The organism is Brevibacterium oceani (genome assembly GCF_013623835.1).
GTDB classification, from domain to species: Bacteria; Actinomycetota; Actinomycetes; order Actinomycetales; family Brevibacteriaceae; genus Brevibacterium; species Brevibacterium oceani.
Genome location: NZ_JABKDE010000009.1, coordinates 89,400 through 115,190 on the forward strand (window position 1 = coordinate 89,400; position 25,791 = coordinate 115,190).

Sequence of the window (25,791 nt, forward strand, 5' to 3'; positions counted from 1 at the left end):
ACACAGGACCGCAACCGAAAGGACCGAATCATGAGCACCAAGGAAGAACAGCTCGCAGTCATCGCCACGATCTGCGAAGCCCTACCACGAGAGGAACTGAACAATGACGTAGCCCGTGGGATCGCGTTCGCAGTCGGGTACATCAGCCAGGCCGGCACAGAACAGGAGGCCAACGATGAGCACTGAACCGTATGTGCCGAGTGAAGAGGACGTGCGAGTTGCGTACATGGATCGCCAGGACTTCATAGCGCAGATCCACGACCATGACCGGAAGAGCGATCACACGCTGTCGGTCGAATTTGGCCGTTTCATTTCGAAGATCAAAGCGGATGCACGAATAGCCGCGTGGAAAGAGGCCGCTGAGTTCATGCGGAACCAGCGATCCGATGACGTGACGGTGTTGCGTGCCGCCCACTTGGCCGCGACAACCATCTACTACCGGGCCAGCCAGATCGAGCAGGAGGAATCCGATGACTGATAACCCGATCAAGGCGTGGATCGAGGAACGACGAGCAATCCACGCGGGCGGGAGAGATGTTCTCCTACGGAGTAGCTACGAACTTGAGCGTGAGAGCGGCATCGAAGAAGGCAACGACATTGACGCAATCGTGGATGCTCACAACATGTTCCCTCGCGCCCTGGACGCATTGAACGCGGTACTCGAACTGCACAAACCGATGCCCGTCTACGAAGTGGCCGAGATGTGCGAGAACGAGGACGAAGACCACCAGGACTCTCGGCACTGGGAAGCGGACGACGGAACGCTCATATGCGAAGACTTGCCCACCGGTGACACGAATTGCCGCTGGTGCTGCGACGAAGATGGCGATCCCATTGAGGGGCCGTGCTTCAACGTGAAAGTGATTCAGCAGGCAATCGAAGGAGCAACCAATGAGTGACGTGGACAACCTGCGGGACAGGATCGCGGACATTCTGGAAGCGCTTGACGGCAGAGACTTCGGCCAAGTCGCCCAGGCAATCATCGACGAGTTCGGGCTGACCGTGGAGGAACGCATCGACGAGCCAGGGAAGCGCGGCATCAACCCCGTGCAACGCGTCGTCGGGAAGTGGGAGAAGCAATGAGCTGGGACGACATGCACCTGCGGGACGCCGAGGCGCTGGGCGAGGCAAGGAAGCGCGATAAGGCCGATTCGGATTGGCATGCACGAGAGGCACGCCTGCTGTTCATTGATGCCGCACGCTGGCAGCGCGATCAACTCCGCACCGACGAGGCAGTCGAGAGGGTGGCGCGGGGAATCTGCCGCCGCAACTGGCCGAAAGACTTGGACTACGAGTACTACTGGCGACGCTATGGCGACGACTTCCAATCTGATGCCCGCGCCGCGATCACCGCACTACTCGAACAGGAGCCACGACCATGATCGAAGACCAGCACGAACGACTCCGCGGCCACCGCATCCGCATGACCCTCAAGCGCGTCCCCCAAATCCTCGACGACCTCGAACCCACACCCAAACGCGGGGGAGGGGCGGGCTCGTCCGAACCGCTGCTGCCCATCAGTGAGACCGTTCTCGAGGCCGGGAGCGTCCTGCGCAATGTCCTCGCGTCATGGGCGCGGATCACGATGGAAGAGCGCCACGTCCCACGACCATCCAGGGACACCCTGCCAGCCCTGGCCGCATACCTCACGTACCACTCCGAATGGCTGGGCAAGCACGAGGCCGGCGAGGAAGCCGAGGACGAGATCGCCGATGCCGTGGCGAACCTCGAACGCCTCACCGACCAGCCGGGCGCGAGCGTATTCGCCGGCAAGTGCCCCGAATGCGGGGGAGCGGTCTACGCCAAGGAAGGACGGAACGCCGCAACCTGCTCGCGCAAGCCCAGCGACGACGCCGAACCCTGCGGAACCGTCATCGACGTCGCACTCGGGAGGGAGCAGCTCCTCACGCAGGCCGTGAGCATGTTCGCATCAGCTGCCGATATTGCGAGCATCCTGCCCGTGAAGGCGTCGACCGTCAGGAAGTGGGGACAACGCGGCCACATCGGCGGATACTGCGACGTCGAAACCCGCGCCGGGAGGTGGCTCATCGGAGACGTCATGGAACGACTCAACGACACAATGACAAACGCGGCCTAATCCACTCGACAATATCGGATAGCACTGTCACACTAGGAGGGACGGCATAGTTATGCCATCTTCCAGACTTCGAAGCCCCGAGCCAACACCGGCCCGGGGCTTCACCATTGCAACGGCCCACACGGCCACATGCGTATCCGACCGGTCGGGAACCGGAGCGATACGGAGGTGAGCCATGGCGAGACGTGTGTACACCGAGGATGAGAAGGCCGAGGCGGTCAGCCTCTACGAATCCGAGGGCACCTCAGCCGCGTCGAAGAAGACCGGAATCCCGAAGAACACCATCCAGGGATGGGCGCGGAAGGCGGGCGTTCGTACTGTACGAAACGAAAACGTGCGCGCTCGAGTGGATGCGGCGCAGCTCGACAACGCCGAGCGGCGTGCGAACCTCGTGAAGCGTCTCTACGGTCTCGCGGAGCAGTCCGTGGAGCTCGTGGAGAAACCCGCCGAGTATCAGACCATCATGAAGGGCGATATGGGCGTGGAACGCTCAGCGATGCCTGGCTTCATTCCTGCGCAGGACAAGCAGCGGGAGATGACCGCCATCGGCATCATGCTCGACAAGGCTGCGGTGCTTGAGAAGTTCGATAACGACAACGGTGCCGCCGAAGCCAAGGGCCTGCTCGTGTCGTTGGCCGAGCAGATCGGTGTCGGCAGTGAGTGACGCATTCAGTGGCAAGCAGATCGCGTTCCTCAAGCAGTCATCGGCGCGTGTGAACTTCACCGAGGGCTCCATTCGTTCGGGCAAGACCATCGTGACGCTCGTGCGCTGGCTCGTGTACATCGCGACCGCTCCGTATGGTGGCGAGCTCGTCATGGTCGGACGCACCCGTGACGCTGTGTGGCGTAACTGCATCGCACCCCTGCAGAACCCGGAGCTGTTCGGCAAGAACGCCGCGCAGGTCGTCGGGAACTACGGGGCGCCCACGGTGAAGATCCTGGGCCGCATGGTCCACGTCCTCGGCGCATCGGACGCGAAAGCCGAGAAGGTCATCCGAGGCATGACAGTCGCCGGCTCCTACGTGGACGAGGCGACGACATTGCCGGAGGAGTTCTTCACGCAGCTGCTCGGGCGCATGTCGGTACCGAAGGCGCAGATGTTCGTCTCGACCAACCCAGACAATCCGGCGCACTATCTCAAAGCGAAGTACCTCGACCGCATCGAGCAGCTGCCCGACTGGCGGGCCTGGCACTTCACCCTCGAGGACAACCCGAGCCTGACCGAGGACTACAAGGCGTCCATCCGGTCCGAGTTCACTGGCCTCTGGTTCCGTCGCTTCATCCTCGGCGAATGGGTCGCCGCAGAGGGTGCCATCTATGACATGTGGGACAACGACACCCACATCATTCGCCACGAGGATCTGCCGCTCATGCGCCGAGTCCTCTCAGTCGGCATCGACTACGGCACCACGAACGCCACCAGCGCCGTCGCTCTCGGCCTCGGCATAGACGGGAAGCTCTACGCCCTCGACGAATGGCGCTACGACGCCGCACAGGATCAGCGCCGGTTCACCGACGCGCAACTGTCCGCCGGAGTGCGCGGGTTCATCAACGACCTCGAAGCACCGCCCGAGTGGGTGATCGTCGACCCGGCGGCCGCATCGTTCAAAGTGCAGCTGGCCTCAGACGGGATCCTCAACGTTATGAACGGCGAAAACGATGTCCTCTACGGCATCCGCCTCACCGCCTCATTGCTCGGCTCCGGGCACCTGTACGTGTCCGACCGATGCAAGGGCATCATCAGCGAAGCACCCGGGTATTCGTGGAGTCCCGAGGCGACAGCCAAAGGTGAGGACAAGCCCATCAAGGTCGCCGACCACTCGCTCGACGCATGGCGCTACGCCATCACGACCACTGAGACGCTGTGGCGTCCATACGTTGACACACCGATAGGAGGATGACCGATGAGTGACTGCGTGTTCTGCAGGATCGTTTCCAGCGAAGAGCCGGCAAAGGTTGTGTGGAGCACCGCCAATAGCATCGGCATCGTTCCGCTGAACCCGGTCACCGAGGGGCACGTCATCATCGTCCCGAACGTCCATGTTGCCGATGCTCTCGAAGAACCAGACGTCACCGGCACGACGATGCACGACGCCGCCTGGTACGCGAAGTCAGAGGGCATCGGCCCGGTCAATTTCATCACCAGCGTGGGCCGCGAAGCCACACAGTCAGTGTTCCACCTGCACGTCCACGTCGTGCCGAGAGCCGAGAACGACGGCCTCGCGCTGCCGTGGTATAGCGGTAAGACCTCGAAGAAGCGGGAGGTGCACTGATGCCACTGCCGACTATCGGTGGACACTGGCCGCCCGAAGATCAGGCCAGCATCTTTGCCAAGATGCGCGAATGGCAGGCGTGGTGGTCCGGCGACACCGACACCCTCCGCGACGTGTACACCGGGGCACAGTCCGTGCGCCCCAGCCTCGCCAAGGACGGTCTGATCGGAGCGGTCAAGCGCTTCTTCTGGGGCCGCAAGAACACCGACCCGCGCCGCCAGGAATCGCGCCTGCACATTCCCCTCGCCGGGGATATCTGCCAAGCCTCCGCGGACCTCCTGTTCTCCGAACCCATCACCGTCACCACCGACGCAGGCGACGAAGCCCAGGAACGCCTCGATGACATGCTCGACGACGGGTTCCACTCGACCATCGCCACCTCGGCGGAGATCGGCGCAGCGCTGGGCGGCACGTTCCTCCGCGTCGTGTGGGACTCGAAGATCGCGGACACGCCGTTCATCGACGTCGTGGATGCCGACTACGCCGCACCCGAGTTCCGCTGGGGCAGGCTGGTCGCGGCGACGTTCTACTTCATCATCAAGACCGAAGGCCAGTCCGTCTACCGGCACGCCGAACGCCACGAGCTCGACGAGCAGGGCAACGGCGTGATCTTCCACGGCCTCTACCAGGGCACCGCCTCGGAACTCGGCAGGATCGTCCCACTCGCAGACGCGGACGCCACGAAGGGCATCCAGGTCGACGAGGACGGCAAGATCGACACCGGCACGCCAGGCCTCGCCGCCGTGTACGTTCCGAACGTCACCCCCTCCCGCGGCTGGCGGAAGCACCCGATCGGTCGCCACCTTGGCCGCTCCGATTTGGACGGTGTGGAGGGGCTTCTCGATTCGCTCGATGAGACCTATTCGTCATGGATGCGCGACATTCGCCTTGGCAAGGCTCGCATCCTGGCGGGCGCTACAGCCCTTGAAGACAACGGGCCCGGGCGCGGCGCAACATTCGACCTCGACCGAGAGGTCTACGAGTCACTGAACACGACACCCGGATCAGCGAAGGACTCGAAGCTCGAGATCGAGACCGTGCAATTCGCCATCCGCTACGCCGAGCACCAGCAGACGGCGCAGGAACTCACCCGCAACATTCTCCGCTCGGCAGGCTACAGCCCGCAGACGTTCGGAGAGCAGGGCGAGATCGCCACGACCGCGACTGAGGTCTCGGCCAGGGACAGGCGGACGACGCTGACGAAAGGCCGCAAGGAGCGGCATTGGAAGCGCAGCATCCGCCAGATTTTGCAGAAGCTCATCGACGTCGACCAGGCCCTGTTCAACGGCCCTGGCGGTACCGTGTCGGTCGAGTTCCCGGACGGTCAGCAGGACTCGCAACTGCAGCTCGCCCAGACCGCGCAGGCGCTCAGCGCGGCGCAGGCGGCATCGACGCGCACTCTCGTCCAGATGGTCCACCCGGATTGGGATGAGGCCGCTGTGGACGAGGAAGTGGGCCGCATCAAGGACGGTTCGAGCATGTCGGACCCGGATCGCGTCGGCTACGGCGGGTTCGGGCTGTCGAATCAGTTCGAGACCGAGGGTGACGAGGAGGACGATGACGATGGACCCACTGAGTGATTCCGGTCTGGACGCCGCGATTTCGGCGTTCACGGCCCATAGCAATGCGCAGTCGTTCCTCAACCACCCGACGCGGAAGTTCGTTTGCAATGAGTGCGATGCAGAGCTTGCCGAGTTCGTGGACCTTCGGCGGCACGCCATGCGAGAAGCGATCATTGCATCGCACTATGGTGTTTCGGCTGGCACCGTAGAGTCGTAGCATGGCTGTCTCACCCGACTACGCTCGCGAACTCGTCCAGGCGATCCGCGAGGTCTACGAGGACGCCACGACACGACTCATCGCCGCCATCGCCGAGCAGGTCGCGGAGGGCATCCAGGACGAGGGCCGGGCGGACTTCCGCCTCGAATCGTTCCTGCGCCTCATCCAGCGCATCGACGTCATTATCGACGACCTCCGCCGAGGTGTCCCCGGTGCTGTCGAGCGAGCCATCGGCATCGCCTACCGACGTGGCAGTGCTGTGGCCACGGCGGACGCTGGCAAGGCTGGGCTGCCCGCCGCGAACGTCGGAGCCGTCGCTGCCGTTGGACGCACGGACGCCATCACACGACTCTTGTCGGAGGCGATGCGACCCCATGAGGAAGCCATACTGCAGATACGCAGGCAGGCCCGAGACGCCTACGACCGAGCAGTCACGAATGCTGTGGCTCAAATGCTCACCGGAAGCGGAACACGATTCGAGGCCGCCCGAGACGCTGTGCTGGACCTTATGCGCAGCGGCGTGACCACCTTCCGGGATCGCACCGGACGCAAGTGGGATCTCGCGTCCTATGTGGAGATGGCGACCCGCACCTCGGCAGGCAACGCCATGATCGAGGGCCACACGGATCGGCTCGTCGACATGGGTGAGGATCTCGTGATCGTGTCGAATGCCCCGGAGGAGTGCAAGATCTGCCGACCCTTCGAGGGCCGCGTGCTCTCAGTCTCGGGCCGCACAACCGGGAAGTTGTCGGACGGCAAGACGGTCATGTGCTCGGTCTCCGAGGCGAAGCGCGAGGGCCTGTTCCACCCGAATTGTCGGCACTCCATGTCGCTGTACCTCGTCGGCGTCACCGAGGCCCCTACCCGCACCGCCGACCCGGAGGGCGACAAGCTCCGGCAACGGCAGCGAGCCTACGAACGGCGTATCCGCGAATGGAAGCGACGAGTCGCCATGGACGAGGCCACACTCGGCAAGGATCACGCGACGACGAAGGCCGACCGGAAGAAGCTGAGGACCGCACAGTCCGAGTTCCGCGCATGGCGGGAAGCCAACGGCCGCAAGAACCTATCGAGGCGGACGAACATCACCGTTCGCTGACCACCGCACCATTCGAGCCCCTGGGGAGATTCCTCGGGGGCTTTCTCATGCACGAAAACACTTGGAGGACCAATGCCGAAGCCGACAGTTGGGCGAATCGTTCACTACTACCTGGACAGTGGAGATGCCGACTACCCCTCGCCTGCAATTGTGACGGCGGTTCCAGAGCTCTTGTCAGAAGCAGGCCCGAACAGTGGCCCGGAGGGGTATGTCGAGGCCCTGTATCTGGCTGTAATCGCACCTGCCGGAATCCTCTTCTGCTCAGACGTCCCGTTCAGCCGTGAACCTAAGCCGGGCCATTGGACGTGGCCGCCAATTGCACAGTGAAACACAGCACACCACTTGGAGGAATCATGAAGCGCAATACCATCAAGGCCGCGGCCCCGATTGCCCGCCGCGCATCGTTCCAGAACCCGCTCGCGTTCCCTGGCATCCGGTTCGTCGGTGATGGGGGAGACGGCTCGGCTGTCGGTGACGGTGGAGCACCCGCCGGAGACGGCCAGGAGGCCCAGGGCGGCGACGAAAGCACGCCGCCGAGCAACGATGCCGAGACCCCTGCGAACGACGGCCAGCGGGCCGCGCAGGACGACGAGCAGACCGGCTCGCAGGCCGACGATCCGAAGCTGAAGGCCGCACGCGACGAAGCCGCGCAGAACCGCATCAAGGCACGCGAGGCCACCGAGCAGATGGAGTCGCTTCGCACGACGCTCGGCAAGGCGCTCGGTCTCATCAAGGACGACGACGGCAAGGGCGAGGGCCCCGACGCTGAGGCACTGGCGAAGCAGATCGCCGACGAGCAGGCCAAGGCCACAAGCGCAGCGCGAGAACTCGCCGTATACAAGGCCGCCGCGAGTAACGGTGCCGACCCTGCGAAGCTGCTCGATTCGCGCTCGTTCCTGTCGTCCATCGAGAACGTCGACCACGCCGACGACAAAGCCATCGGCCAGGCGATCAAGTCCGCCGTCGATGGCAACCGAAGTTTCGCACTTGCCCGGGTGGCAGGCGCGTCAACCGCAGACACCGCCAGCGGGCCTGGTGGAAGAAGCACCCCGAAAGCCGAGGTGTCGCTCGACGACGCCGTGGCAAGTCATTTCAACAGCTAACCACTCACAAGGAGTAAGCCATGCCTGTTTCCCTTTCCCAGGCCCGTCAGAACGCGACGGACGCCCTGGACCTCGCCGTCATCGACGAGTTCCGTACCAATCAGATTCTCGACCTCCTCACCTTCGAGGACGTCGTGAACCCCGCCGGTGGAGGCGCGACCCTCACCTACACCTACACTCGCAAGGTCTCGCGTGGCACCGCCGGATTCCGCGCAGTGAACACTGAGTACGCGCCCGACGAGTCGACCACCAGCCGCCACAGCGTGGATCTCAAGATCCTCGGCGGCTCGTTCCAGGTCGACCGCATCCTTGCGAAGGTCGGACCCGCCGCGACCGGATCGATCGCGCTCAATATGAGCGACAAGATCGCCTCAGCTCGCGCCGAGTTCGGTAACGCCATCATCAACGGCGACTCCGCCACCGATGAGGACGCATTTGACGGTCTCAGCAAGGCCCTCGCCGGCTCCTCGACCGAGATCCAGGCGGACGGCACGTTCGACTGGTCGGCAGCCACTACCGAGGACGCATCATTCACCATCCTCGAGGCTCTCGATGAGTTGCTCGGCACTCTCGACAAGAGCGAAGGCGCGGCCATCATCGCGAACAAGCGGGCGATCAATAAGATCAAGTCCGCCGCCCGCCGTACATCCATGTACGTCGAGGCTCCCGGGCCGCGTGAGACCTCCCTGGCCTCCTACGGCAATGTCCGTCTCATCGAGGCAGGCAATACCGCGAACGGCAACGATCCGGTCATTCCCATCTCCGGCGGCCTGACCGACATCTACGCCGTGCGCTTCGGCCTCGACGGCTTCCATGGCGTCTCCACCACCGGCGGATCACTGGTGTCCCAGTGGATGCCCGACTTCACTCAGGCTGGCGCCGTGAAGACCGGCGAGGTCGAAATGGGACCGGTCGCTGTCGCTCTCAAGAAGACCAAGGCCGCCGCGGTTGTCCGCGACGTCAAGGTCGGAGCGGCGAACTGATCATGACGGTCAAGATCACCGCGCCGTCCACGGTCACCGGTGACTCGACATTCGGCCCGGTCACGCTTTCCTTCACAGATGGCGTGGCCGAGGTCGAATCGGTCTCCGATGGCCTGGGCCGCTACCTCGAAACCGCGGGCTACACGGTGGAGACACCGAAGCCCGCACGTCGTCGGTCGAAGAAAGCCGACGAGGACGGAGAGACCAATGCCGACTGACCCGAGAACCATCACCGACCAGACCATCGGCACGCCCCTGCGTGACGGTGCCGTGGATCCTCGCCCCGGTGACTTCCTCGGCCCTTCGAACGCCGGTGTCGAGGGTGAACTGGGCAACCCGCACGGCCCTACGGTCGTCAACCCCGGCCTGCACGCGCTGCAGGACGTTCGCCCGGTCCGCCCCGGTGTCGTCTCCGACGATCCGGCCACTCAGGACGCGAACGAGGATGCGCACCTCGCCGAATGGCAGACGCAGACCGTCCCGCCCGAGGAACCCGAACCGGAACCGGACCCGGAGGACCCCGGCGAGGGCTGACACATAGACCTGAGGGCTGGGCGTCAAGCCGGAGCGCAGCCACACACATCACCACCGGCAAGGTTCGATCGCGGGGATTTTTCAGCGCCCTTTCTGCCCCGTGCCATGACCGTTCCTGCGCCCTGCCCTCATCTCACCTCAGGAGGCGACCATGCCCGTCTATGCAACTGCCGCGGACTTCACTGACCCGCCGGAGAACATCGAATCGCAGATCCGTCTCGCCTCGTCCCTGGTGGATGACGCGACCATGACGGCCTTCTATTCGGTCGATGCCACCGGTGTGCCCACGAACGAGGACATTCGCGCCCGCTTCAAGGCCGCCGTCGTCGCTCAGGTCGGGTACTGGGCAGAGCTCGGCATTAACCCCGTCCTCGGGGTCGCCGGGATCGACTCCGAGAAGGTCGCGACGTCGAAGTCCATTGGCGGTGCATCCATTTCCTACGAGTCCGGGGAACGGGCATCGCTGGCGAAGTCGAATGCGCTGGGCGTGCTAGGCCCCGACGCACTCACCGTCCTCGGGCACCTCATTAAGGGCCCGGTGGTCGTCCGTGGCTGACGAACTCGCCCTGTTCTGGGTGCACACCACCAGCGTGCGCACCTACGAGGGCTCCGGGCCGTTCGGGGAGACCTACGCCGACCCGGTGGACGTGCCGTGCTTCATCGACAACACCCGGAAGCTGGTCAGGGATCAGACCGGGCGCGAAGTCACCAGCGAAGCCACCATCACCGGACCAGTCACGAAGGCCGCGCACTTCACCCCCGAATCGCTGGTCACGATCGACGGGAACGAGCGCACCGTGCTCACCGTGGCGACCCACTACAGCGGCTCACTCGACCTGCCCGACCACTTCGAGGTCACCACCACGTAGAGGAGGCAGTCATGGGCGCAACGTTCAAGGGCAAGAACCCGATCAAGTCCATCCGCGCCGCACAGCTCAAAGGCGCGGACAAGGCTGCCGAGTTCCTGCTGGGGGAGTCGCGGGCCATCGTCCCGATCGAAGAAGCCACCCTCGAGCGGTCTGGCGCCGCCTCGACGGAGCAGAACGCGAAGGGCACGACGCTCGCCGTCTCCTATGACACCCCGTATGCGGTGGTTCAGCATGAGTCGCTGGACTTCAAGCACGACGGCGGCCGCAAGGCGAAGTACCTCGAAGGCCCGTTCAACTCCAAGAACGACAAGGCGCTGCAGGTCATCGCCGACACCGTGAAGGGGGTCATCAATTGAGCTATCACGAGGATCTGTTCTACGGCATCGCCGACGAACTCGCCGACGTGGATGCCGTGCTCAACCTCGGTGTCCTGCCGCAGGATGCGAAGAACGCCATCGCGATCAACTTCTACAGCGTGCAGGACCACGGCACCATGACCGACAGCATCCAGGGTGTGCAGCTCGCGATCCGGGCTCAAGGCCGCGACCCGCGACTGACTCCCGCACTGTCGGAAGCCGTGTTCGACCGTCTCCACGGGATCACCGGTGCCGACTGGCACGGCATCCCCATCGTCCACTGTTATCGCAACTCCTCCGCCTACCTCGGAACCGATGACAGCGGGAACCACAAGATCACCGACAACTACTACGTCCAGCTCAGTCGGGCTGGCCGCCATCGCACCGACACCTAAGGAGCACAGCAATGTCTGTTTCGTTCGAACTACCCATGACCCCCGGCCTCGTCTCCGACTACCTCCTCGAAGTCGCACCTCTCACCGAGGGCGCGACCGAGCCGTCCGAGGTCACCGGCTGGACCGTCGTTCGCGGCATTCAGGAAATCACCCCGCCCGCCATCGAGAAGAACCTCGAAGACGACTCCGACCTCGACTCCGGCGCATGGGGTTCGCAGGTCGCCACCGGCCTCGAATACACCATCGAGGGCACCTGCAAGCGGCCCAAGGCTGGCTCGACTGATGCCGGCCAGGAGATCCTCGCCGCCGCAGGCCAGGGCGCAGGTGAGGACGGCATGTGCTGGTGGAGGCTCACCAGCAAGGCCACCGGCACCGGCAAGTCCGGCCTGTGCGACGCGACGTTCACCGAACAGGGCGGCGCACGCACCGACCTGACCCTGGCCGAGTTCACCCTCACCGGGCGCGGCGCAATCGTGCCCGTCACTGGCGGGTCCACCCCGCCCGAAGAGGGCTGACGCTCACCCCCTGATCCACCCCGGCTCGTCGTTTCCAAGTGGCGGCGAGTCGGGGTGCTCCACTTACCCACACTTGGACCACTTGGACACTTGGAGGAACCACCATGCGTTTCGCAGACGCTCACGAATCACTCGAAGAACCCCTCGAACTCCCCATCCGCGGCAAGGTCTACGAGATCCCGCCCGTCGACGCCGCAGACGGCATCCGCCTGCAGTCGTTCATGGCCGACCTGCAGGACATGGCACGCAAGCAGCAGGGCGGCGACGAGATCACCGAGGACGACGCCGTGAAATTCGGCGGCACCGACAGCCTCGAAGAACTCGAGGAGGCGAGCCTCACGAAGCCTGTGCGCGATCAGATGTTCGCAGACGGAGTTCCCCTGCGCGTCATCCAGGTCGCCGGCATGACCGCGTTCTACTGGCAGACCATCCAGGACGGAGGGGAAACGGCCAAGGCGTACTGGGAGTCCGGGGGAAAAGCACCCAAGCCCAATCGGGCCCAGCGCCGAACGGCGACCCGGACCCAACAGGGCGGGGCTACTACGACCCGGAAACAGGGCTCTCGGACTGGTACGAAGCCGAAGGCCGCCGCGTCCAAAACGAAGGGCTGACATGGATCGCCATTCTCGGCCAGTGGCGGCTCATCGAGCCTGACCTGCACCAGTTCTACGGCATCGACATACGCGACGGATCCATGCGGTCGAGGTCGTGGCGCTGGCTGAAAACCCGCATCGAGGGCCTATTCGGAGTGGAGCATTCCCGGCTTCGCCTCCACTTCTATCCACCGAAAAAGCAATCCCGCAGGAGGTAGGCCATGGCGCTGCAGGTCGGCGAGCTCGTCGCAACGATGACCCTTGAGGACAGCAAGTTCACTGCTGGTCTCAAGAACGCCCTCGAAGGTCTCGATGCCAAGCAGTGGGCGAACGCCGCCGACAGGGCCGGGGATGCCGCATCTGACAGCCTCGTGCTCAACGATGCCAAGTTCGCCTCCGACGTCGAGGCAGCCGCGAACGAACTCAGCCCGGCCGAGTTCCGAGCCGCGTCCGGTCAAGCATCGGACGCGGCCAGCTCGGCCCTGACGCTGGATGACGCGAAGTTCGCCGCCGACGCCAGTGCCGCCGCTTCGGAGGTTTCGCCGACCGAGTTTCGGGCCGCCGCGGGCCAAGCCTCAGCCGCCGCGTCCTCGGCGCTTGAGCTCGACGGGTCCAAGTTCGCCGCTGATGCGGACAAGGCCGCCGATGAGGTGGCGCCCTCGAAGTTCAAGGCCGCCGCCGGGCAGGCCAGCGCCGCCGCATCGTCCGCACTGGGACTCGATAGCTCCAAGTTCGCAGGCGATGCGAAGGAGGCACTGAGTAGCCTCAAGGGCGGCGAATGGAACAAGGCCGGCCTGGCCGCCGGTGCAGCTGCCGCCGCAGGCATCGGCATCGGGTTCTCCGGTGCCGTCAACGTCGAAGCAGGCCGGAACAAGATGTCGGCCCAGCTCAACCTCACCGCCGACGAATCGAAGCGCATCGGCGGACTTGCGGGCTCTATGTTTGCTGATGGCTACGGCGAATCCATGGACGACGTCAACACGGCCTTCACGTCGGTAATCACCGGCGTAAAAGGCATGCGGAACGCCTCTGACGAGGAGCTGAAAGGCGCTACTGGCGCGGTCCTCGACTTCGCCGATTCGTGGGGCCAGGACGTAGCTCGCTCCACCCAGATCGCTGGGCAGATGATTACCACCGGTTTCGCGCCCGACGTCGAGACCGCCATGGACATGCTCACTACAGCGATGGGCAAAGTGCCGGTAGCGGTCCAGGACGACCTCATGGATGCCGTCGACGAATACGGCCCATTCTTCAAGCAGGTCGGCATCGACGGCGAGACCGCCATGGCTGCCCTCGTGTCCGCCTCGGACAAAGGCATGTACGGCATCGACAAGGCCGGCGATGCCGTGAAGGAGTTCGGGATCCGCGTCTCCGACCTCGACGACACCGCCGCCCAGGAAGCGCTCGGCGAGCTCGGCATCAACGGCAAGTCCGCCGCGACGGCCATGACGCAGGGTGGGGATGCCGCTGAGGGCATGTCGTCGAAGATCTTCTCCGCGCTCTCCGGCATCAAGGATCCCGCCGAGCAGGCACGCCTGTCGATGGCGCTGTTCGGCACACCGCTGGAAGACCTCGGCAAGGACGGGATCCCCGAGTTCATCGACTCCCTCGCCAGCGGAAAGGGCGGTCTAGGCGACTTCGCCGGGGCATCGTCCGAGGCAGGGGAGAAGCTCCGCTCCGGCGTGGGCTCCGAGCTCGAACAGCTCAAGCGCACAGCCGGACAGGCGTTCTCCTCTCTGGCCGCCGCCGCACTGCCCGTCCTGCAGCCGATCCTCAACGTCCTCAAGCAGTTCGCGCCCGTCATCGCTCCGATCATTGTCGGACTGGGCGGGTTCGCTCTTGCGGTCGCTGGCGTCAATGCGACTACGAAGGCATGGACGGCGACTACGACTGCCGCGAAGGCAGTCATGTCAGTGTTCACGGGCACGACTGCGGCGAACACCGCCGCAACTACCGTGAACAACGGGGCGCAGAACGCGGGCCTGCTCACTCGGGTCCGGGCCACCGCCGCGATCGTGGCACAGAAGGTCGCCATGATCGCCACGTCCGCCGCCACGAAGGCCGCCGCCGCCGCGCAATGGCTACTCAATGCCGCCATGACCGCGAACCCCATCGGCCTCATCATCGCCGCCATCGCGGCCCTGGTGGCTGGCCTCATCTGGTTCTTCACCCAGACGGAACTCGGCAAGCAGATCTGGTCCGGGTTCATCTCCTGGCTCGGCACCGCCTGGGAGTGGATCAAGACCACTGCAGTCACCGTGTTCAACTCCGTCGTCACCGCGATCACGACCGCGTGGAACTGGATCAAGACGACCTCGATGGCGATCTGGAATGGCCTCATCAATTGGATCAAGGAGAACTGGCTCCTGATCATCGGGTTCATCACCGGACCAATCGGCATCGTCGTGGCCCTGGTCATCAAGCACTGGGACAAGATCAAGGCCGCAACGAAGGCCGTATGGGACTGGATCGTCAACAAGCTCAAGGCCGTCTGGAACGCCATCATCACCTGGGTCAAGAACTCCGCGACGAAGGTGTGGAACGGCGTGAAGAACGTCTGGAACAAGATCAAGTCCACGACGTCGAGCATCTGGAACGGCATCAAGACCGTCATCGCCAACGTCTTCTCATCCGTCGTGCGCAACGTGCAGGCGCGAGTGAACCTGGTGAAGGCGCGAATCCAGAACGCCTGGGCGCGAGCGAAGTCGCTGACCGTCAACGCCTTCAACGGCATCAAGAACGCCGTGTCGAACGGAATCAACGGTGCCGTGAACTTCGTCCGCAACCTGCCAGGCCGGGCACTGTCCGCCCTGGGCAACATCGGTTCCCGGCTCTACAACTCGGGCTGGGCCATGATCGACGGATTCCGCCGCGGCATCGTCAACGCATTCAGCAACGCCGTGAACGCGGTACGCAACGGACTGTCTCGGATCCGTAACTTCTTCCCGTTCTCACCGGCAAAGGAGGGACCGTTCTCGGGCAAGGGCTACACCAGCTACTCCGGTATGGCTCTCGTCGAGGGATTCGCGGACGGCATGCGGGCCAAGCAGTCCGAGATCGTCCGGCAGGCCGAAGCCATCACCAAGGCAGCGGCACTGTCGATGCCCGACACGGACCTCGGCGGCACGTCCAGCGCGGTCACTCGTGGGGCATCTGCGCAGGCCGGTGGGGTGACGAACAACTTCTACACCTACAACCCGGTCGAAGAGCCCACCTCGGAGACCGCACGTAAGGCTTCGGCCTACATCGGCGTGAGCATCTGAGAGGAGATCCCTTGTACACGATCGACGGAGTTCCCCTCTCGGATCCGCTCCACCGGTGGCGGTTGCACCGGGAGGCGCAACGCCGCACGCCGGTCGCATTCCGTTCAGTGGACGTGAACGTGCCCGGTGTCGACGGCAATATCCCCATCTACGGGGAGAACGTCGAAGCGACCGCACTGGCGCTCGACCTCAACGTGTACGGGTCGCCGGCGCAGATCGAGGAGCGGGTGAACTTCCTCCGCTCGCTCCTCGGTCGCACCTCCGGCCCGCTGACGGTGGAGAAGCGTGGGGGACTGGCCGCCGAGGCGAAACCAGCCTCCATCTCGGACCCGATCATGGTCGAGAACTTCGCCCGCCTCGCCGTCACCCTCTCCATCCCGGCAGGCGTGTGGCGCGGGGCGCTGGCGACATGGACCCACCCGGCCCCGGACAGCGCCGACACTCAAGCAGTGAGCACTCTCGAGGGCGCGAGCAGGCCGATCACCGACGCGCTCATCCTCATCACCGGGCCCGCCACCACACCGACCGTCACGGACACCGCGACCGGCTCCACCGTCCGCTACACGGGCACTGTCCCAGCCGGGCAGAAGCTACTCATCGACACCGCAGGCTGGCGGGCCGGACTTGGCTCGTCCATGTCCTGGGGCAGTAGCAGCACGAACGCGACGAGCGGCATCACAGCCACCGGGCCGCGCTCCGACACGACACTCTTTCCCCTCACGCCGAAGCCCGGACTCACTGCGGACGGCGACCCCACCACAGCGCCAGCGATCGCATTCGCCGCCACAGGCACCACCGAGGCCACGGCACTGCAGATCCGGGCCCGCACCTCACACATCTAGGAGGATTCCTTGGACTTCCGATTCGTCGCCTACAACCCGCAGACCGGCACCAAGCTCTACCAGCTGCCGCGGGCGAACTCCGTCCAGATCGGCGACACCTTCGGAACCCGGGGCACCCTCGAACTCAAGTACTCGGCCAAGGCCGTCAACGCCCGCGACCTGCCGACGTTCCTCGAGATCCAGGCTGAAGTCACGTTCGACGGCGGCCAGAACTGGGCTGAGGCCGGACCCCGCCTGATTCGCCTCACCGGTGAGCACGAGGACACCGACCAGGCTGGCATGCGGACCCTCCGATTCGTGGGCCGCGAGTGGACGCTCGACAAGGCTCGCGTCGGCGCCGGAGACGGTGAACTCGTCGACGGTAAGCGTGCCTTCTACCAGGCCACTCCTGGGCAGATCCTCCGCACTCTGCTCCTCGAAGCGCAGGACCGCGGGGCCGCGCAGGGCATCGAGATCGGCGGCTTCACCGCATCCAAGGACACCGCCGGCAACACCTGGTCGAAGTCAGCGACCATCTACTACAGCCCCGGCCTGCCCATCGGCTCCGTGCTCGAGAACCTCGTCGAGCAGGGTCTCTGCGACTACCGCCTCGACGGGCGCACCCTCAACCTCTACGAGCCCGAGACCGCGATGGGCCGCGACCTCACTGACCGGGCGAACCCGGTCCGCGTCCACGGCGCCGTCACCGAAGCTCCCGTGAAGTACTCCCTCGAGGATCTGGCCTCGGCGGCGCTGCTCATCGGCGATGAGGGGTTCGAACTCGAGGTCGAAAACCCCTCGGCGCCCGACGATTATGGGCGGCTCGAGGTCACCATAGAACAGGGCGGCGTCTCTGACGCTGGCACGGCGCGGCTCATGGTCGACGAGGCCCTGCAGCGCGGGTCGCGTGAGATCAAGGAGATCACCCGCTCGCAGTCCGCCGCGGGCGCCGCGTTTCTGCCGTACCGGGACTACCGTGTCGGCGACTACGTGCAGGTGCTCGACGGCGGGAACTGGGAACGCTACCGGGTCCGTGAGATTCAGCTGGTTCGCGACGGCCGGGAGTGGACGATCCACACGGTCATCAACGACCGCTTGCAGGAACTCCTCCTCAAGCTCGCGAAGCGCACCAGCGGCATCGTCAACGGGTCCACCGGGTCCGGCGGCGATGGCACGCGCCCCGCACCCGCCGACAAGCCGGGCATCGAACCGGCCGCGCCTGAGGGCCTGGTCATTGACCAGCAGGTGTACCTCGACCGTCAGGGAATCGCCCGCGGCCAGATCACGGCAGGCTGGGGCGAGGTCACCGAATCGACCAGGGGGACAAGTGTCGAGATCGGCGGCTACGAACTGTGGTGGCGCCGTAACGAGACAGGAGCCGTCTGGACCCGCGCTGCCGTCACCACCGGAGACCTCTCTGTCTCGCATTCGCCCGTCGTGCTCACTGACACCTTCGGTAACGCCATGGCCTACCAGTGGCGTGTACGTGCGATCGCGCAAGCATCGAACCGTCCCGGCCCGTTCTCCGATGCCGTGACGCTGACGATGACGCAGGACACCGAACCGCCGAACGTGCCGTCCCTGCCGACCGTGGCGACGGATCTGCGCATCGTGACCGTGGACTGGGACGGGCTGGACGAGGACGGCGAAGCAATGCCCGTCGACTTCAACCACGTTCGCATCTACTTCGCCTCTGCCGAGGACATGGCCGGCGCGGAGCAGGTCGGATACCTGACCGAACGAGGCATCTGGACCTCCGGGTCAATGCCTGCCGACGTGCCCGTGTGGGTGGCCGTGTCCGCCGTCGACAATGTGGGCAACGAGTCTGCCCTGACTCCCGCCCAGTCGGTGACACCGAAGAAGCTCGTTGACGATGACTCGATCCGGGAAGCCGTTGAGGGCATCGACGACAAGATCAACAACGCCGTCGACGACCTCAACGAAGCGATCGACAACATCGTCATCGACGCCAATGGCACCACGACCTACTGGATGCCGACCGAACCCGATGAGACCACCGACCCTGCACCTAAGGCCGGGGACCTGTGGTTCGACACCTCGGAGGAAGGGAAGAACAGGCTCTCCCGGTTCGACGGCCAGCAGTGGGTCTCGGCAGCTGACGAACGAATCGACGCGATCGGCCAGGCACAGGACGAGTTCAACTCCGATCTCAATGAGGTGCGGCAGTCCGCGAACGGCAAGAGCAAGATCGTCTACTCGGATCGACCGCCCACGGCAGAAGACGAAGGCAGCGCAAACGACGTGTGGTGGGTGGGGCAGACCCTTCCGACCGTACGAAACATCGTCATGGTCGGCGACTCCATCACCGAAGGCGTCGGTGCATCCCACACGGACAATCGCTGGCAGACGCTCGTCCAGGAACGCCTCAGCCCGAGCGGTGCACAGTATCCGTTCATCCCGACTGATTCGCAGGCACCGACACCGGGGTTCCCTGTCACTAAAGGCGGCTCAGTCCAGCGCACCACCAACGCCTACCGGTGGGGTTTCGGATGGCGCACAGCCGTCATCTATGACCACACCACCGACAACACCGATCCCGGATATGTTGAGTTCAGCTTCACGGGCACCAGCGCCGAGGTGGCGTTCGTATCCGAAACCTCGACCGCCATTGCGGAGATCTCCGTCGACGGCGGGGAACCTGTGCTGTTCGATACGAACAAGACCGCACACAGCGGGACCGCTGACTATGGCCTCACCTGGTCAACAGGCCCACTGACTGCAGGGCAGCACACAGTGCGGGTTACTCGGTCCGCAACGACTCCGTATTCGAGCCGCAGCGTCTACATCGAGGGCATGCTCAGCTACTCCGGTGACGAAGACACGGGCACCCGCCTCATCGACGCCGCCAAGGCCGGGATCTCGACGGCATGGTGGACCGTCGACGCGAACCGCCTCACCGGACTCGTCGGAACACCCGAAGTGCCTGGCGCGTTCAGTACCCTCGACTCGATCGACCTCGTTTGCCTCAACCTGGGAACGAACGACTACCGGGTAGGTGTGACGGTAGCCGAGTACAAGCAGCACTACGAGGACTTCATCGCCGCCGCCCGCACCGCAGGATACTCGGGCAGATTCCTCCTGATCGGCATGTACCAGGCCGCCGACCGGGATACAGAACTCTGGGACGACTACCACCAGGCTATGCAGGAGATCGCCGCCACGGAGTCAGGCGTCGACTACTTCGACCTGCGCCCAGTCGTCCCCGGCCCCGACGAGGCGCCGGACAACTACGCTGATGTCTCGCACCCGAACGACGCGGGGCATGCCGTGATGGCTGATGCTATCGAGGCGCGAATCCGGACCGAATATCCGGGCCGCTGGACCGTGAGCGAACAGTACGTCCACGACGGGACCGGATGGCAACAGACTGATATTGACGGTCAGGTGATCGCGAACCTCGACGCCGGCACCATCGTCTCCGGGTACATCGACACGGCTCGCTTCAAGGCCGGATCACTCGACGCTGATTCTGTGCTCGTGCCAGGGTCCGCGGGTTCGACTGTCATCCGAGACGGTGCGATCACGACCGAGAAAATTCAGGCGGGAGCGATCACCTCCGAGTCCGGGATCATCGGATCCATCGACGCTGGAACGATCAGCGTCGGCGAGATGAACGGTGAACGAATCGCAGCGGGAACGGTTACCGCTGAGAAGCTGCTCGTCGGGAACCCGCGGAACCTCGTTCCTAACGGTGCACTGGACAAGAGGTCCGGGGCCGGGTGGCCCACATCGGCGACCTACCGGGAACGGTACGGTCCGCCGGATGGCGGAAACACCCCGAACGTCGTCTGGGCCGCTGGAACTCGTCGTGTCGACACCGAATGGGAGGGCGCGCCCGTCGACGCGGGAGCGGAACTCACGTTCGAAGCGTGGGCTCGCCAGTCCACCCTTGAGGCATCCACGTTCGTCGAGGTGCAGTTCCAGGCCGATACGGGGGAGTGGTCGCGTCTAACTGGGTGGTCGGGTGAGTACTCGAGCAGCTCCGGGCCCATGCACTACGTGAACGACTCTGTCGACTGGATCCACGTTCGCTCTGTGACGACATTGCCAGGTAATGCAGTGGCTGTGCGAGTCAGTTACTTCGACTTCAACCGGCCCGGCTGGGGCACTGAGAACGCAGTGCCGATGATCGCGGGACTGAAGCTGTACACGCAGATCGGAACCACCCTCATCGAGGATGGCGCGATCACGACAGACAAGATCCTCGCCAACGCCATCACGGCAGGCAAGATCGCTGCTCTCGCCATCGAGGCCGACCATATCGCGGCGAACGCGATCACGGCGGACAAGATCAAGGCTGGCGCGATCGACGGCAAGCTCATCACGGGTGCCACGATCCGCACGGCGGAGTCGGGTCGGCGGACGGTGCTCGACGTCGAGGGGCTGCGGTCTTACGACTCGTCGGGGAATACGGTGCTGACGACGAGCACGTCGGATGGGTCGATCCGATTCAAGGGGTATCTGCGGCAGACGTCGAACGGCATGACTATTGAGGTCGGCGACAACTACCAGTCGGGCGGCCCCGGAATCCAGTGGTCGGACTCGAACACTTACGCCTTCCCTCCTGGCGTGGTCTACGGGATCGACACCGACGAGCCGAGCAAGAGAAGAACTCTCATTCAGGGGCCGGGCGTCACTGATGGCAACTCGTATCTGAACCTTATGGAGCGCGGCGACGAGTTCGACCTGCGCGCCTGGAAGGACTCGGGAGGCAGTCGCGAGGATTGGCGAGTTGAAGCCAGCATGGCCGACAACTTCATGAACATTGGATCGACTCGTACAGACGCACCGTATCTATATATGCGTCGTGGCTCTGGCGGCGGGTTCGCCTCCCTCTCCAACGGGGACGAAGCTTATATCTCAGTCAATGAGGGAAGCACCTATATCCAGCAAAACTCGTCGGGTGACCGCGACGGAGGGATCTATATTCGCCGGGGCCCGAGTGGAGACAACGGCGATCACGGCTTCATGTCCATTACGAGCGACGGGATCTACCTTAGCCCGCAAGGATCGCGGATGATAAACCTAGTTAGCGACACCATCCGCATCAACGGAGATATTCCAGTGGCGGACAAATACGCAACACTCGTCCGCAGTGGTGGAAATCTTGCCTACCTTCCGTCATCGCGACGGTACAAAATCGTCGAGGAATCACTCGACGTTACTATGCCGGACTTTGAGGATCGCATCCTCTCGGTGGACGCGAAGACCTGGTACAGCAAGGGGACCGTAGAGCGGTACGCCGACTATGAGACGGCGATCGCGAATGGAGTGGAGCCGGACATCAGCATCGACTCCATTGCGGAAATTGAGCGCATCCCAGGCGTCATCGCGGAAGACCTGCATGAAGTTGGTCTCAGTATGTTCGTCACCTACGACGACCAGGGCAGGCCCGACTCGGTGATGCACGAACGGATCATCCCCACCCTCATCCCCATCCTTCGACGTCTGCGCGACCGCGTGGACGCTCTCGAACAACAGCTTGGAGCAACAGCATGAACCCTGAAATGACCGTCCTCGTCGACTACGCCAACGAGAACCTGCAACTCAAGATCGAGAACGCGAGGCTCAGGCAGCGCGTGACCGAACTAGAACAGCAGGCGAATCCGGCGACCGACGAGGAACCCGATACCGCCGCGAGCTAAGAGGAGGGACTATGCCGTGGATATTCCGTCCCTGCTCGCCACCTACGGCGGCCCTGGCGGCTTCATCGCCGTGCTCATGTGGCTGTTCATCGCTGATCGGAAGTTCAACGCTGAAAGGCGCACGGAACTGCGCGAAGACATTGACCGGGAGAAGGCCGACAATGACGAGCTTCGGGCGAGGGTCGCGCAACTCGAGTCCGAACTGCGGATCTACCGCGACGACGGAGGTGCATCGTGAAGCGGCATGACAAGCGCCGGGATCGAGAGTTCCCGCCCAGGTGGACGATCGCGTTGATGATCCTCGTGGCGATCGGATTCCTGATCTGGACGATCTGGTCGATCAACACCACCCAGCAGGAGGCGGATAACGCCACGACGAACGCGAACGCCCTCGCCGATCAGGTCTCGCAGGCATGCAACGAAGGGGCCGTGAAAATCGACGGGCGCGACATTTGCACGAAGGCTCAGCAGGTGAAGGACGACGTGAAGCCTGCTGAGCCGGGGCCGCAGGGCCGGCGTGGCCTACAGGGGCCGCGTGGCGTCCCTGGCCCCGCCGGAACACCCGGCACTGATGGGGAGACCGGCGAGCAGGGTGAGGCCGGTCAACCTGGCGCCGAGGGTCAACCCGGCCAGGACGGCGAGTCGGGCAGCCCCGGTGAGGACGGCGAGCCCGGCGCCGCCGGCCAAGCTGGCGCGCCAGGGAAGAACGGCACGACCGGCCAGCCCGGAGCCAAAGGCGAGAAGGGCGACCCTGGCAAGACCGGCGACAAGGGCGAGAAAGGGGACAAGGGTGAGGCTGGCCGCGGCGTGAAGTCCGTGACCTGCACCGCCTCCGGTGACTGGTCGTTCACCTTCACAGACGGCACCACCGTCACCGTGACCGGCCCGTGCCGGGTCTCCGATCCCACGCCCACATCGACCCCGACGAGCACACCCACGACCGCACCATAACTGCACCACCCACCACAGCCCCGACAGGAACAGCCTGCCGGGGCATTCTCATGCCCAAGGAGGCACCATGTCTTACAAGTTCGTCAAGAACATCGGCCGCAACCACTCGTCGCGATCCAGTTACGGCTACGGGTCCGGCATCGTCGGCATCACCATCCACCATTGGGGATCTGACGGCCAGAAGCATGCGAACGTCGTGTCATGGCTGCGCGGCTACACCGGCAACCGCGGATCGTCGGCGCACTACGTGGTCTCGGACGGCCTCGTGACCCAGATCGTCGAAGACTCTCGCGCATCCTGGCACGGCGGCAACAACAAAGCCAACGGCACCACCATCGGCATCGAATGCCGCCCGGAGATGAGCGCCGGCGACTGGGCCACCCTCGTCGAACTGTGCGTTAACCTCGAGCGCAAGCACGGCTCCATGAAGTACTACGGGCACAAGGACTGGAAGAACACCGCATGCCCTGGCGACTACTATCCGCGTCTCGGCGAGCTCGTTGATGCTGTGAACGAGTACAAGAAGTCGGGCAAGGTGCCATCGACCACCGGCGGCGGATCGTCCAGCGGGGGCGGCTCGGGCAAGCGCGAATACGAGACCGTCGCCTACGGCATCACCCTCGGCCTGTGGGATAAGGGCGATCCGGTCAGGGATTGGCAGGACTTCCTCGTCTCCCAGGGATACGACCTCGGCGACGGCGGGGTCGACGGCTACTTCGGCACCGATACCGAGGAGCCCACGAAGGCATTCCAGAAGAAGCACGGACTCGTCCCGGATGGTCTCGCTGGTGACAAGACGATCGACAAGGCTGAGGAGCTGGGCCTCGAGTGGAAGCGCAAGCCGAAGAAGTCGAAGCCGTCGAAGTCGAAGGCGAACCTGACCGTCGACGGCAAGTGGGGCGAGTCGACCACGAAGGCCCTGCAGAAGATCCTCGGCACCCCCGTCGACGGCGAAGTGTCATTCCAGCCTGTCGCGTACCGCGACGAGAACCCGGGCCTGCTCTCCGGGTGGGAGTGGACGAAGAACCCGCACTCGTCGAACGTCATCGAGGCCCTGCAGGAGAAGCTCGGCGTCACCGCTGACGGGCGGATCGGCCCGAACACGATCAAGGCTCTGCAGCGCAAGCTTGGCACCGGTGTCGATGGTGTCGTGTCGAATCCGTCCGCGATGGTCAAGCAGCTGCAGCGCAACCTCAACGCCGGGAAGCTGTGGTGACCATGCGCGCCTTCGCCATTCTCGCCGGGATCACTATCGGTCTCGGCCTGCCGATCTTCGTGTTCGGCCTCATCATCTGCCTGCTGTCGCTCGTCGACGTGCAGGCCCAATTCCTCGGCATCGGCCAGGACTGACTCAAGGAGAACTCAATGATCACCAACAAGAAGACCTCGCCCAAGGTCGGCGCCGCCGGCATCTCGTCCGGCGTGTTCGTGGTCGCCGTCGCCATGCTCTCGGCGGTCACACCGGACATGCTCGACTGGGCTGGACGATGGACCCCTGTCATCTACGCTGGGGTGCCCGCGCTGGCCGCTGTCCTCGGCGCGTACATCAAGCGCGACCCGGACCGCGAGACGGTCGAGTCCGAGGTCATCGAGACCGACGAGACCCCTGTGTCCGACGACTACGAGCCGAAGCACTGACCTCGGCGCACCACGGCCCCGGCCTCACCTCACGGTGGGGTCGGGGCCATTCGTCGTGTGTGCGGCCACCTCGTGAAGTCAGAACGGGCGCACTGTCTTGTCCACCTGCCCATTGAACGCGGGTTCGTCTATCGAGATCTCCGGCGAATCCGAAAATCTTCCTTGCCAGGTGTACTCCTCGAATATCTTGGTGATGTCGTTTTCGAGTCGGGGCTCGGTCCACCGCAGCAAAAGGAACGCGGCATGCTGCATATCGAATTGAATGCGGCTCTTTAGTCCACTTCTCGTGGCGCCGTCCGGGTCATACATGCTCTTCTTATACAGTCCGGCAATCGCTGATAGAAACCGATGGACGTGGTCCGACAATGCAGGAGCATCTTCATCGAAGTCAGCATGGATTTTCAAGGCGTGCTGCTGGAGTCCAGCAACTCTACGCGCAATATGGTCCCTGCCTTCGAAATCCATTTGGTAAGTGAACTCGATTAGGTAGTCGGAGAGATCCTTGAGAAATGCGACCTCCCTGTCTCGACGACCCCGTTGGACCATTGCCTCAAGCTGTTGACCGTGCCGTTCCTCCGCTCTGCTTGCCTCTTCTTCGAGTCGGCGTACCTCGCTAGCGTGGCGGTCAGCTTCCTTTCCGGCGTCGACTTTCGCTCGGTTCATGTTCCCGCGATAGATCAGCCACGACACGAAGGCGGTCACAATGATGCCGGCGGCGGAAATGGCAAGGTTCCAGAAGTTCCCTTCCACCACTACGGTTACGTTCTCGATCGTGGCGTCAGACGCAGCAACGATCACACTGTCATCAATACTCATACCGAGATCCTAAGCGAGTTCATGTCCGCGCCTCGGCGC

32 protein-coding genes are annotated in these 25,791 nt (G+C 64.0%); 31 read left to right on the top strand and 1 reads right to left on the bottom strand.

The window, feature by feature from the left end; all coding sequences use genetic code 11:
- Nucleotides 1-30 precede the first annotated feature (30 nt).
- The 31 genes from HK401_RS17810 to HK401_RS17960 all read left to right on the top strand — a co-directional run bounded on the left by HK401_RS17810 (nucleotide 31) and on the right by HK401_RS17960 (nucleotide 24,936).
- Nucleotides 31-186: a hypothetical protein gene (locus HK401_RS17810; RefSeq protein WP_181275988.1), complete on the top strand. Its 156-nt coding sequence runs from the start codon at nucleotides 31-33 to the stop codon at nucleotides 184-186.
- Nucleotides 176-478 carry a hypothetical protein gene (locus HK401_RS17815; protein WP_181275989.1) on the top strand — a complete coding sequence of 101 codons (303 nt, stop codon included), beginning with the start codon at nucleotides 176-178 and terminating at the stop codon, nucleotides 476-478. Before HK401_RS17810 ends, HK401_RS17815 begins: the two co-directional genes overlap by 11 nt.
- Nucleotides 471-899: a hypothetical protein gene (locus HK401_RS17820; protein WP_181275990.1), complete on the top strand. Its 429-nt coding sequence runs from the start codon at nucleotides 471-473 to the stop codon at nucleotides 897-899. Before HK401_RS17815 ends, HK401_RS17820 begins: the two co-directional genes overlap by 8 nt.
- A complete protein-coding gene (locus HK401_RS17825) occupies nucleotides 892-1,083 on the top strand; it encodes a hypothetical protein (protein ID WP_181275991.1) in 192 nt (63 codons plus the stop codon). The genes HK401_RS17820 and HK401_RS17825 overlap by 8 nt, the downstream gene beginning before the upstream one ends.
- Nucleotides 1,080-1,382, top strand: a complete 303-nt coding sequence (locus tag HK401_RS17830) for a hypothetical protein (RefSeq protein WP_181275992.1) — start codon at nucleotides 1,080-1,082, stop codon at nucleotides 1,380-1,382. Before HK401_RS17825 ends, HK401_RS17830 begins: the two co-directional genes overlap by 4 nt.
- Complete coding sequence (locus HK401_RS17835; protein ID WP_181275993.1) at nucleotides 1,379-2,098, top strand: hypothetical protein; 720 nt, start codon at nucleotides 1,379-1,381, stop codon at nucleotides 2,096-2,098. The genes HK401_RS17830 and HK401_RS17835 overlap by 4 nt, the downstream gene beginning before the upstream one ends.
- A gap of 175 nt (nucleotides 2,099-2,273) precedes the next feature.
- A complete protein-coding gene (locus HK401_RS17840; protein WP_181275994.1) occupies nucleotides 2,274-2,762 on the top strand; it encodes a MerR family transcriptional regulator in 489 nt (162 codons plus the stop codon).
- Nucleotides 2,755-3,999 carry a PBSX family phage terminase large subunit gene (locus HK401_RS17845; protein WP_309136037.1) on the top strand — a complete coding sequence of 415 codons (1,245 nt, stop codon included), beginning with the start codon at nucleotides 2,755-2,757 and terminating at the stop codon, nucleotides 3,997-3,999. The genes HK401_RS17840 and HK401_RS17845 overlap by 8 nt, the downstream gene beginning before the upstream one ends.
- 3 nt (nucleotides 4,000-4,002) lie before the next feature.
- Nucleotides 4,003-4,371, top strand: coding sequence for an HIT family protein (locus HK401_RS17850; protein WP_181275996.1), 369 nt, complete (start codon nucleotides 4,003-4,005; stop codon nucleotides 4,369-4,371).
- Complete coding sequence (locus tag HK401_RS17855; RefSeq protein WP_181275997.1) at nucleotides 4,371-5,951, top strand: phage portal protein; 1,581 nt, start codon at nucleotides 4,371-4,373, stop codon at nucleotides 5,949-5,951. The genes HK401_RS17850 and HK401_RS17855 overlap by 1 nt, the downstream gene beginning before the upstream one ends.
- A complete protein-coding gene (locus HK401_RS17860) occupies nucleotides 5,929-6,150 on the top strand; it encodes a hypothetical protein (protein ID WP_181275998.1) in 222 nt (73 codons plus the stop codon). Before HK401_RS17855 ends, HK401_RS17860 begins: the two co-directional genes overlap by 23 nt.
- A 1-nt stretch (nucleotide 6,151) precedes the next feature.
- A complete protein-coding gene (locus HK401_RS17865) occupies nucleotides 6,152-7,249 on the top strand; it encodes a phage minor capsid protein (protein WP_181275999.1) in 1,098 nt (365 codons plus the stop codon).
- 353 nt (nucleotides 7,250-7,602) lie between these two features.
- Entirely contained in the window at nucleotides 7,603-8,352 is a 750-nt protein-coding gene (locus HK401_RS17870) for a hypothetical protein (RefSeq protein WP_181276000.1), read from the top strand.
- Nucleotides 8,353-8,372: 20 nt separating this feature from the next.
- A complete protein-coding gene (locus tag HK401_RS17875; protein WP_181276001.1) occupies nucleotides 8,373-9,335 on the top strand; it encodes a major capsid protein in 963 nt (320 codons plus the stop codon).
- Nucleotides 9,336-9,337: 2 nt separating this feature from the next.
- Nucleotides 9,338-9,553, top strand: coding sequence for a hypothetical protein (locus tag HK401_RS17880; protein WP_181276002.1), 216 nt, complete (start codon nucleotides 9,338-9,340; stop codon nucleotides 9,551-9,553).
- Entirely contained in the window at nucleotides 9,543-9,869 is a 327-nt protein-coding gene (locus tag HK401_RS17885) for a hypothetical protein (protein ID WP_181276003.1), read from the top strand. Before HK401_RS17880 ends, HK401_RS17885 begins: the two co-directional genes overlap by 11 nt.
- Nucleotides 9,870-10,020: 151 nt before the next feature.
- A complete protein-coding gene (locus tag HK401_RS17890) occupies nucleotides 10,021-10,425 on the top strand; it encodes a head-tail connector protein (RefSeq protein ID WP_181276004.1) in 405 nt (134 codons plus the stop codon).
- The gene (locus tag HK401_RS17895) at nucleotides 10,418-10,738 is read left to right on the top strand and encodes a hypothetical protein (protein ID WP_181276005.1); all 321 of its coding nucleotides are present in this window, start codon (nucleotides 10,418-10,420) and stop codon (nucleotides 10,736-10,738) included. Before HK401_RS17890 ends, HK401_RS17895 begins: the two co-directional genes overlap by 8 nt.
- Nucleotides 10,739-10,749: 11 nt before the next feature.
- Nucleotides 10,750-11,094, top strand: a complete 345-nt coding sequence (locus HK401_RS17900; RefSeq protein WP_181276006.1) for a hypothetical protein — start codon at nucleotides 10,750-10,752, stop codon at nucleotides 11,092-11,094.
- Entirely contained in the window at nucleotides 11,091-11,489 is a 399-nt protein-coding gene (locus tag HK401_RS17905) for a phage tail terminator protein (RefSeq protein WP_181276007.1), read from the top strand. Before HK401_RS17900 ends, HK401_RS17905 begins: the two co-directional genes overlap by 4 nt.
- A gap of 11 nt (nucleotides 11,490-11,500) precedes the next feature.
- Nucleotides 11,501-12,004, top strand: coding sequence for a phage tail tube protein (locus tag HK401_RS17910; protein WP_181276008.1), 504 nt, complete (start codon nucleotides 11,501-11,503; stop codon nucleotides 12,002-12,004).
- A 104-nt stretch (nucleotides 12,005-12,108) separates the two neighbouring features.
- Complete coding sequence (locus HK401_RS17915; protein WP_181276009.1) at nucleotides 12,109-12,615, top strand: DUF7426 family protein; 507 nt, start codon at nucleotides 12,109-12,111, stop codon at nucleotides 12,613-12,615.
- Between the two features lie 203 nt (nucleotides 12,616-12,818).
- On the top strand, nucleotides 12,819-15,860 hold the full coding sequence (locus HK401_RS17920) for a phage tail tape measure protein (RefSeq protein WP_181276010.1): 3,042 nt from the start codon (nucleotides 12,819-12,821) through the stop codon (nucleotides 15,858-15,860).
- Between the two features lie 11 nt (nucleotides 15,861-15,871).
- Nucleotides 15,872-16,702, top strand: coding sequence for a hypothetical protein (locus HK401_RS17925; RefSeq protein WP_181276011.1), 831 nt, complete (start codon nucleotides 15,872-15,874; stop codon nucleotides 16,700-16,702).
- A gap of 9 nt (nucleotides 16,703-16,711) precedes the next feature.
- Nucleotides 16,712-22,201, top strand: coding sequence for a GDSL-type esterase/lipase family protein (locus HK401_RS17930; protein WP_181276012.1), 5,490 nt, complete (start codon nucleotides 16,712-16,714; stop codon nucleotides 22,199-22,201).
- Nucleotides 22,198-22,347 carry a hypothetical protein gene (locus HK401_RS17935; RefSeq protein ID WP_181276013.1) on the top strand — a complete coding sequence of 50 codons (150 nt, stop codon included), beginning with the start codon at nucleotides 22,198-22,200 and terminating at the stop codon, nucleotides 22,345-22,347. The genes HK401_RS17930 and HK401_RS17935 overlap by 4 nt, the downstream gene beginning before the upstream one ends.
- A gap of 16 nt (nucleotides 22,348-22,363) precedes the next feature.
- Nucleotides 22,364-22,585 (top strand): hypothetical protein, encoded by a 222-nt coding sequence (locus HK401_RS17940; RefSeq protein ID WP_181276014.1) that lies wholly within the window; start codon nucleotides 22,364-22,366, stop codon nucleotides 22,583-22,585.
- Nucleotides 22,582-23,298, top strand: a complete 717-nt coding sequence (locus HK401_RS17945; RefSeq protein ID WP_181276015.1) for a collagen-like domain-containing protein — start codon at nucleotides 22,582-22,584, stop codon at nucleotides 23,296-23,298. The genes HK401_RS17940 and HK401_RS17945 overlap by 4 nt, the downstream gene beginning before the upstream one ends.
- 67 nt (nucleotides 23,299-23,365) lie before the next feature.
- The gene (locus HK401_RS17950; RefSeq protein ID WP_181276016.1) at nucleotides 23,366-24,514 is read left to right on the top strand and encodes a peptidoglycan recognition protein family protein; all 1,149 of its coding nucleotides are present in this window, start codon (nucleotides 23,366-23,368) and stop codon (nucleotides 24,512-24,514) included.
- Nucleotides 24,511-24,648: a hypothetical protein gene (locus HK401_RS17955; RefSeq protein WP_181276017.1), complete on the top strand. Its 138-nt coding sequence runs from the start codon at nucleotides 24,511-24,513 to the stop codon at nucleotides 24,646-24,648. Before HK401_RS17950 ends, HK401_RS17955 begins: the two co-directional genes overlap by 4 nt.
- A gap of 15 nt (nucleotides 24,649-24,663) precedes the next feature.
- Nucleotides 24,664-24,936: a hypothetical protein gene (locus HK401_RS17960; protein WP_181276018.1), complete on the top strand. Its 273-nt coding sequence runs from the start codon at nucleotides 24,664-24,666 to the stop codon at nucleotides 24,934-24,936.
- A 78-nt stretch (nucleotides 24,937-25,014) separates the two neighbouring features.
- Here HK401_RS17960 and HK401_RS17965 read toward each other — a convergent pair whose 3' ends face one another.
- Nucleotides 25,015-25,752, bottom strand: coding sequence for a hypothetical protein (locus tag HK401_RS17965; RefSeq protein ID WP_181276019.1), 738 nt, complete (start codon nucleotides 25,750-25,752; stop codon nucleotides 25,015-25,017).
- Nucleotides 25,753-25,791: the final 39 nt, after the last annotated feature.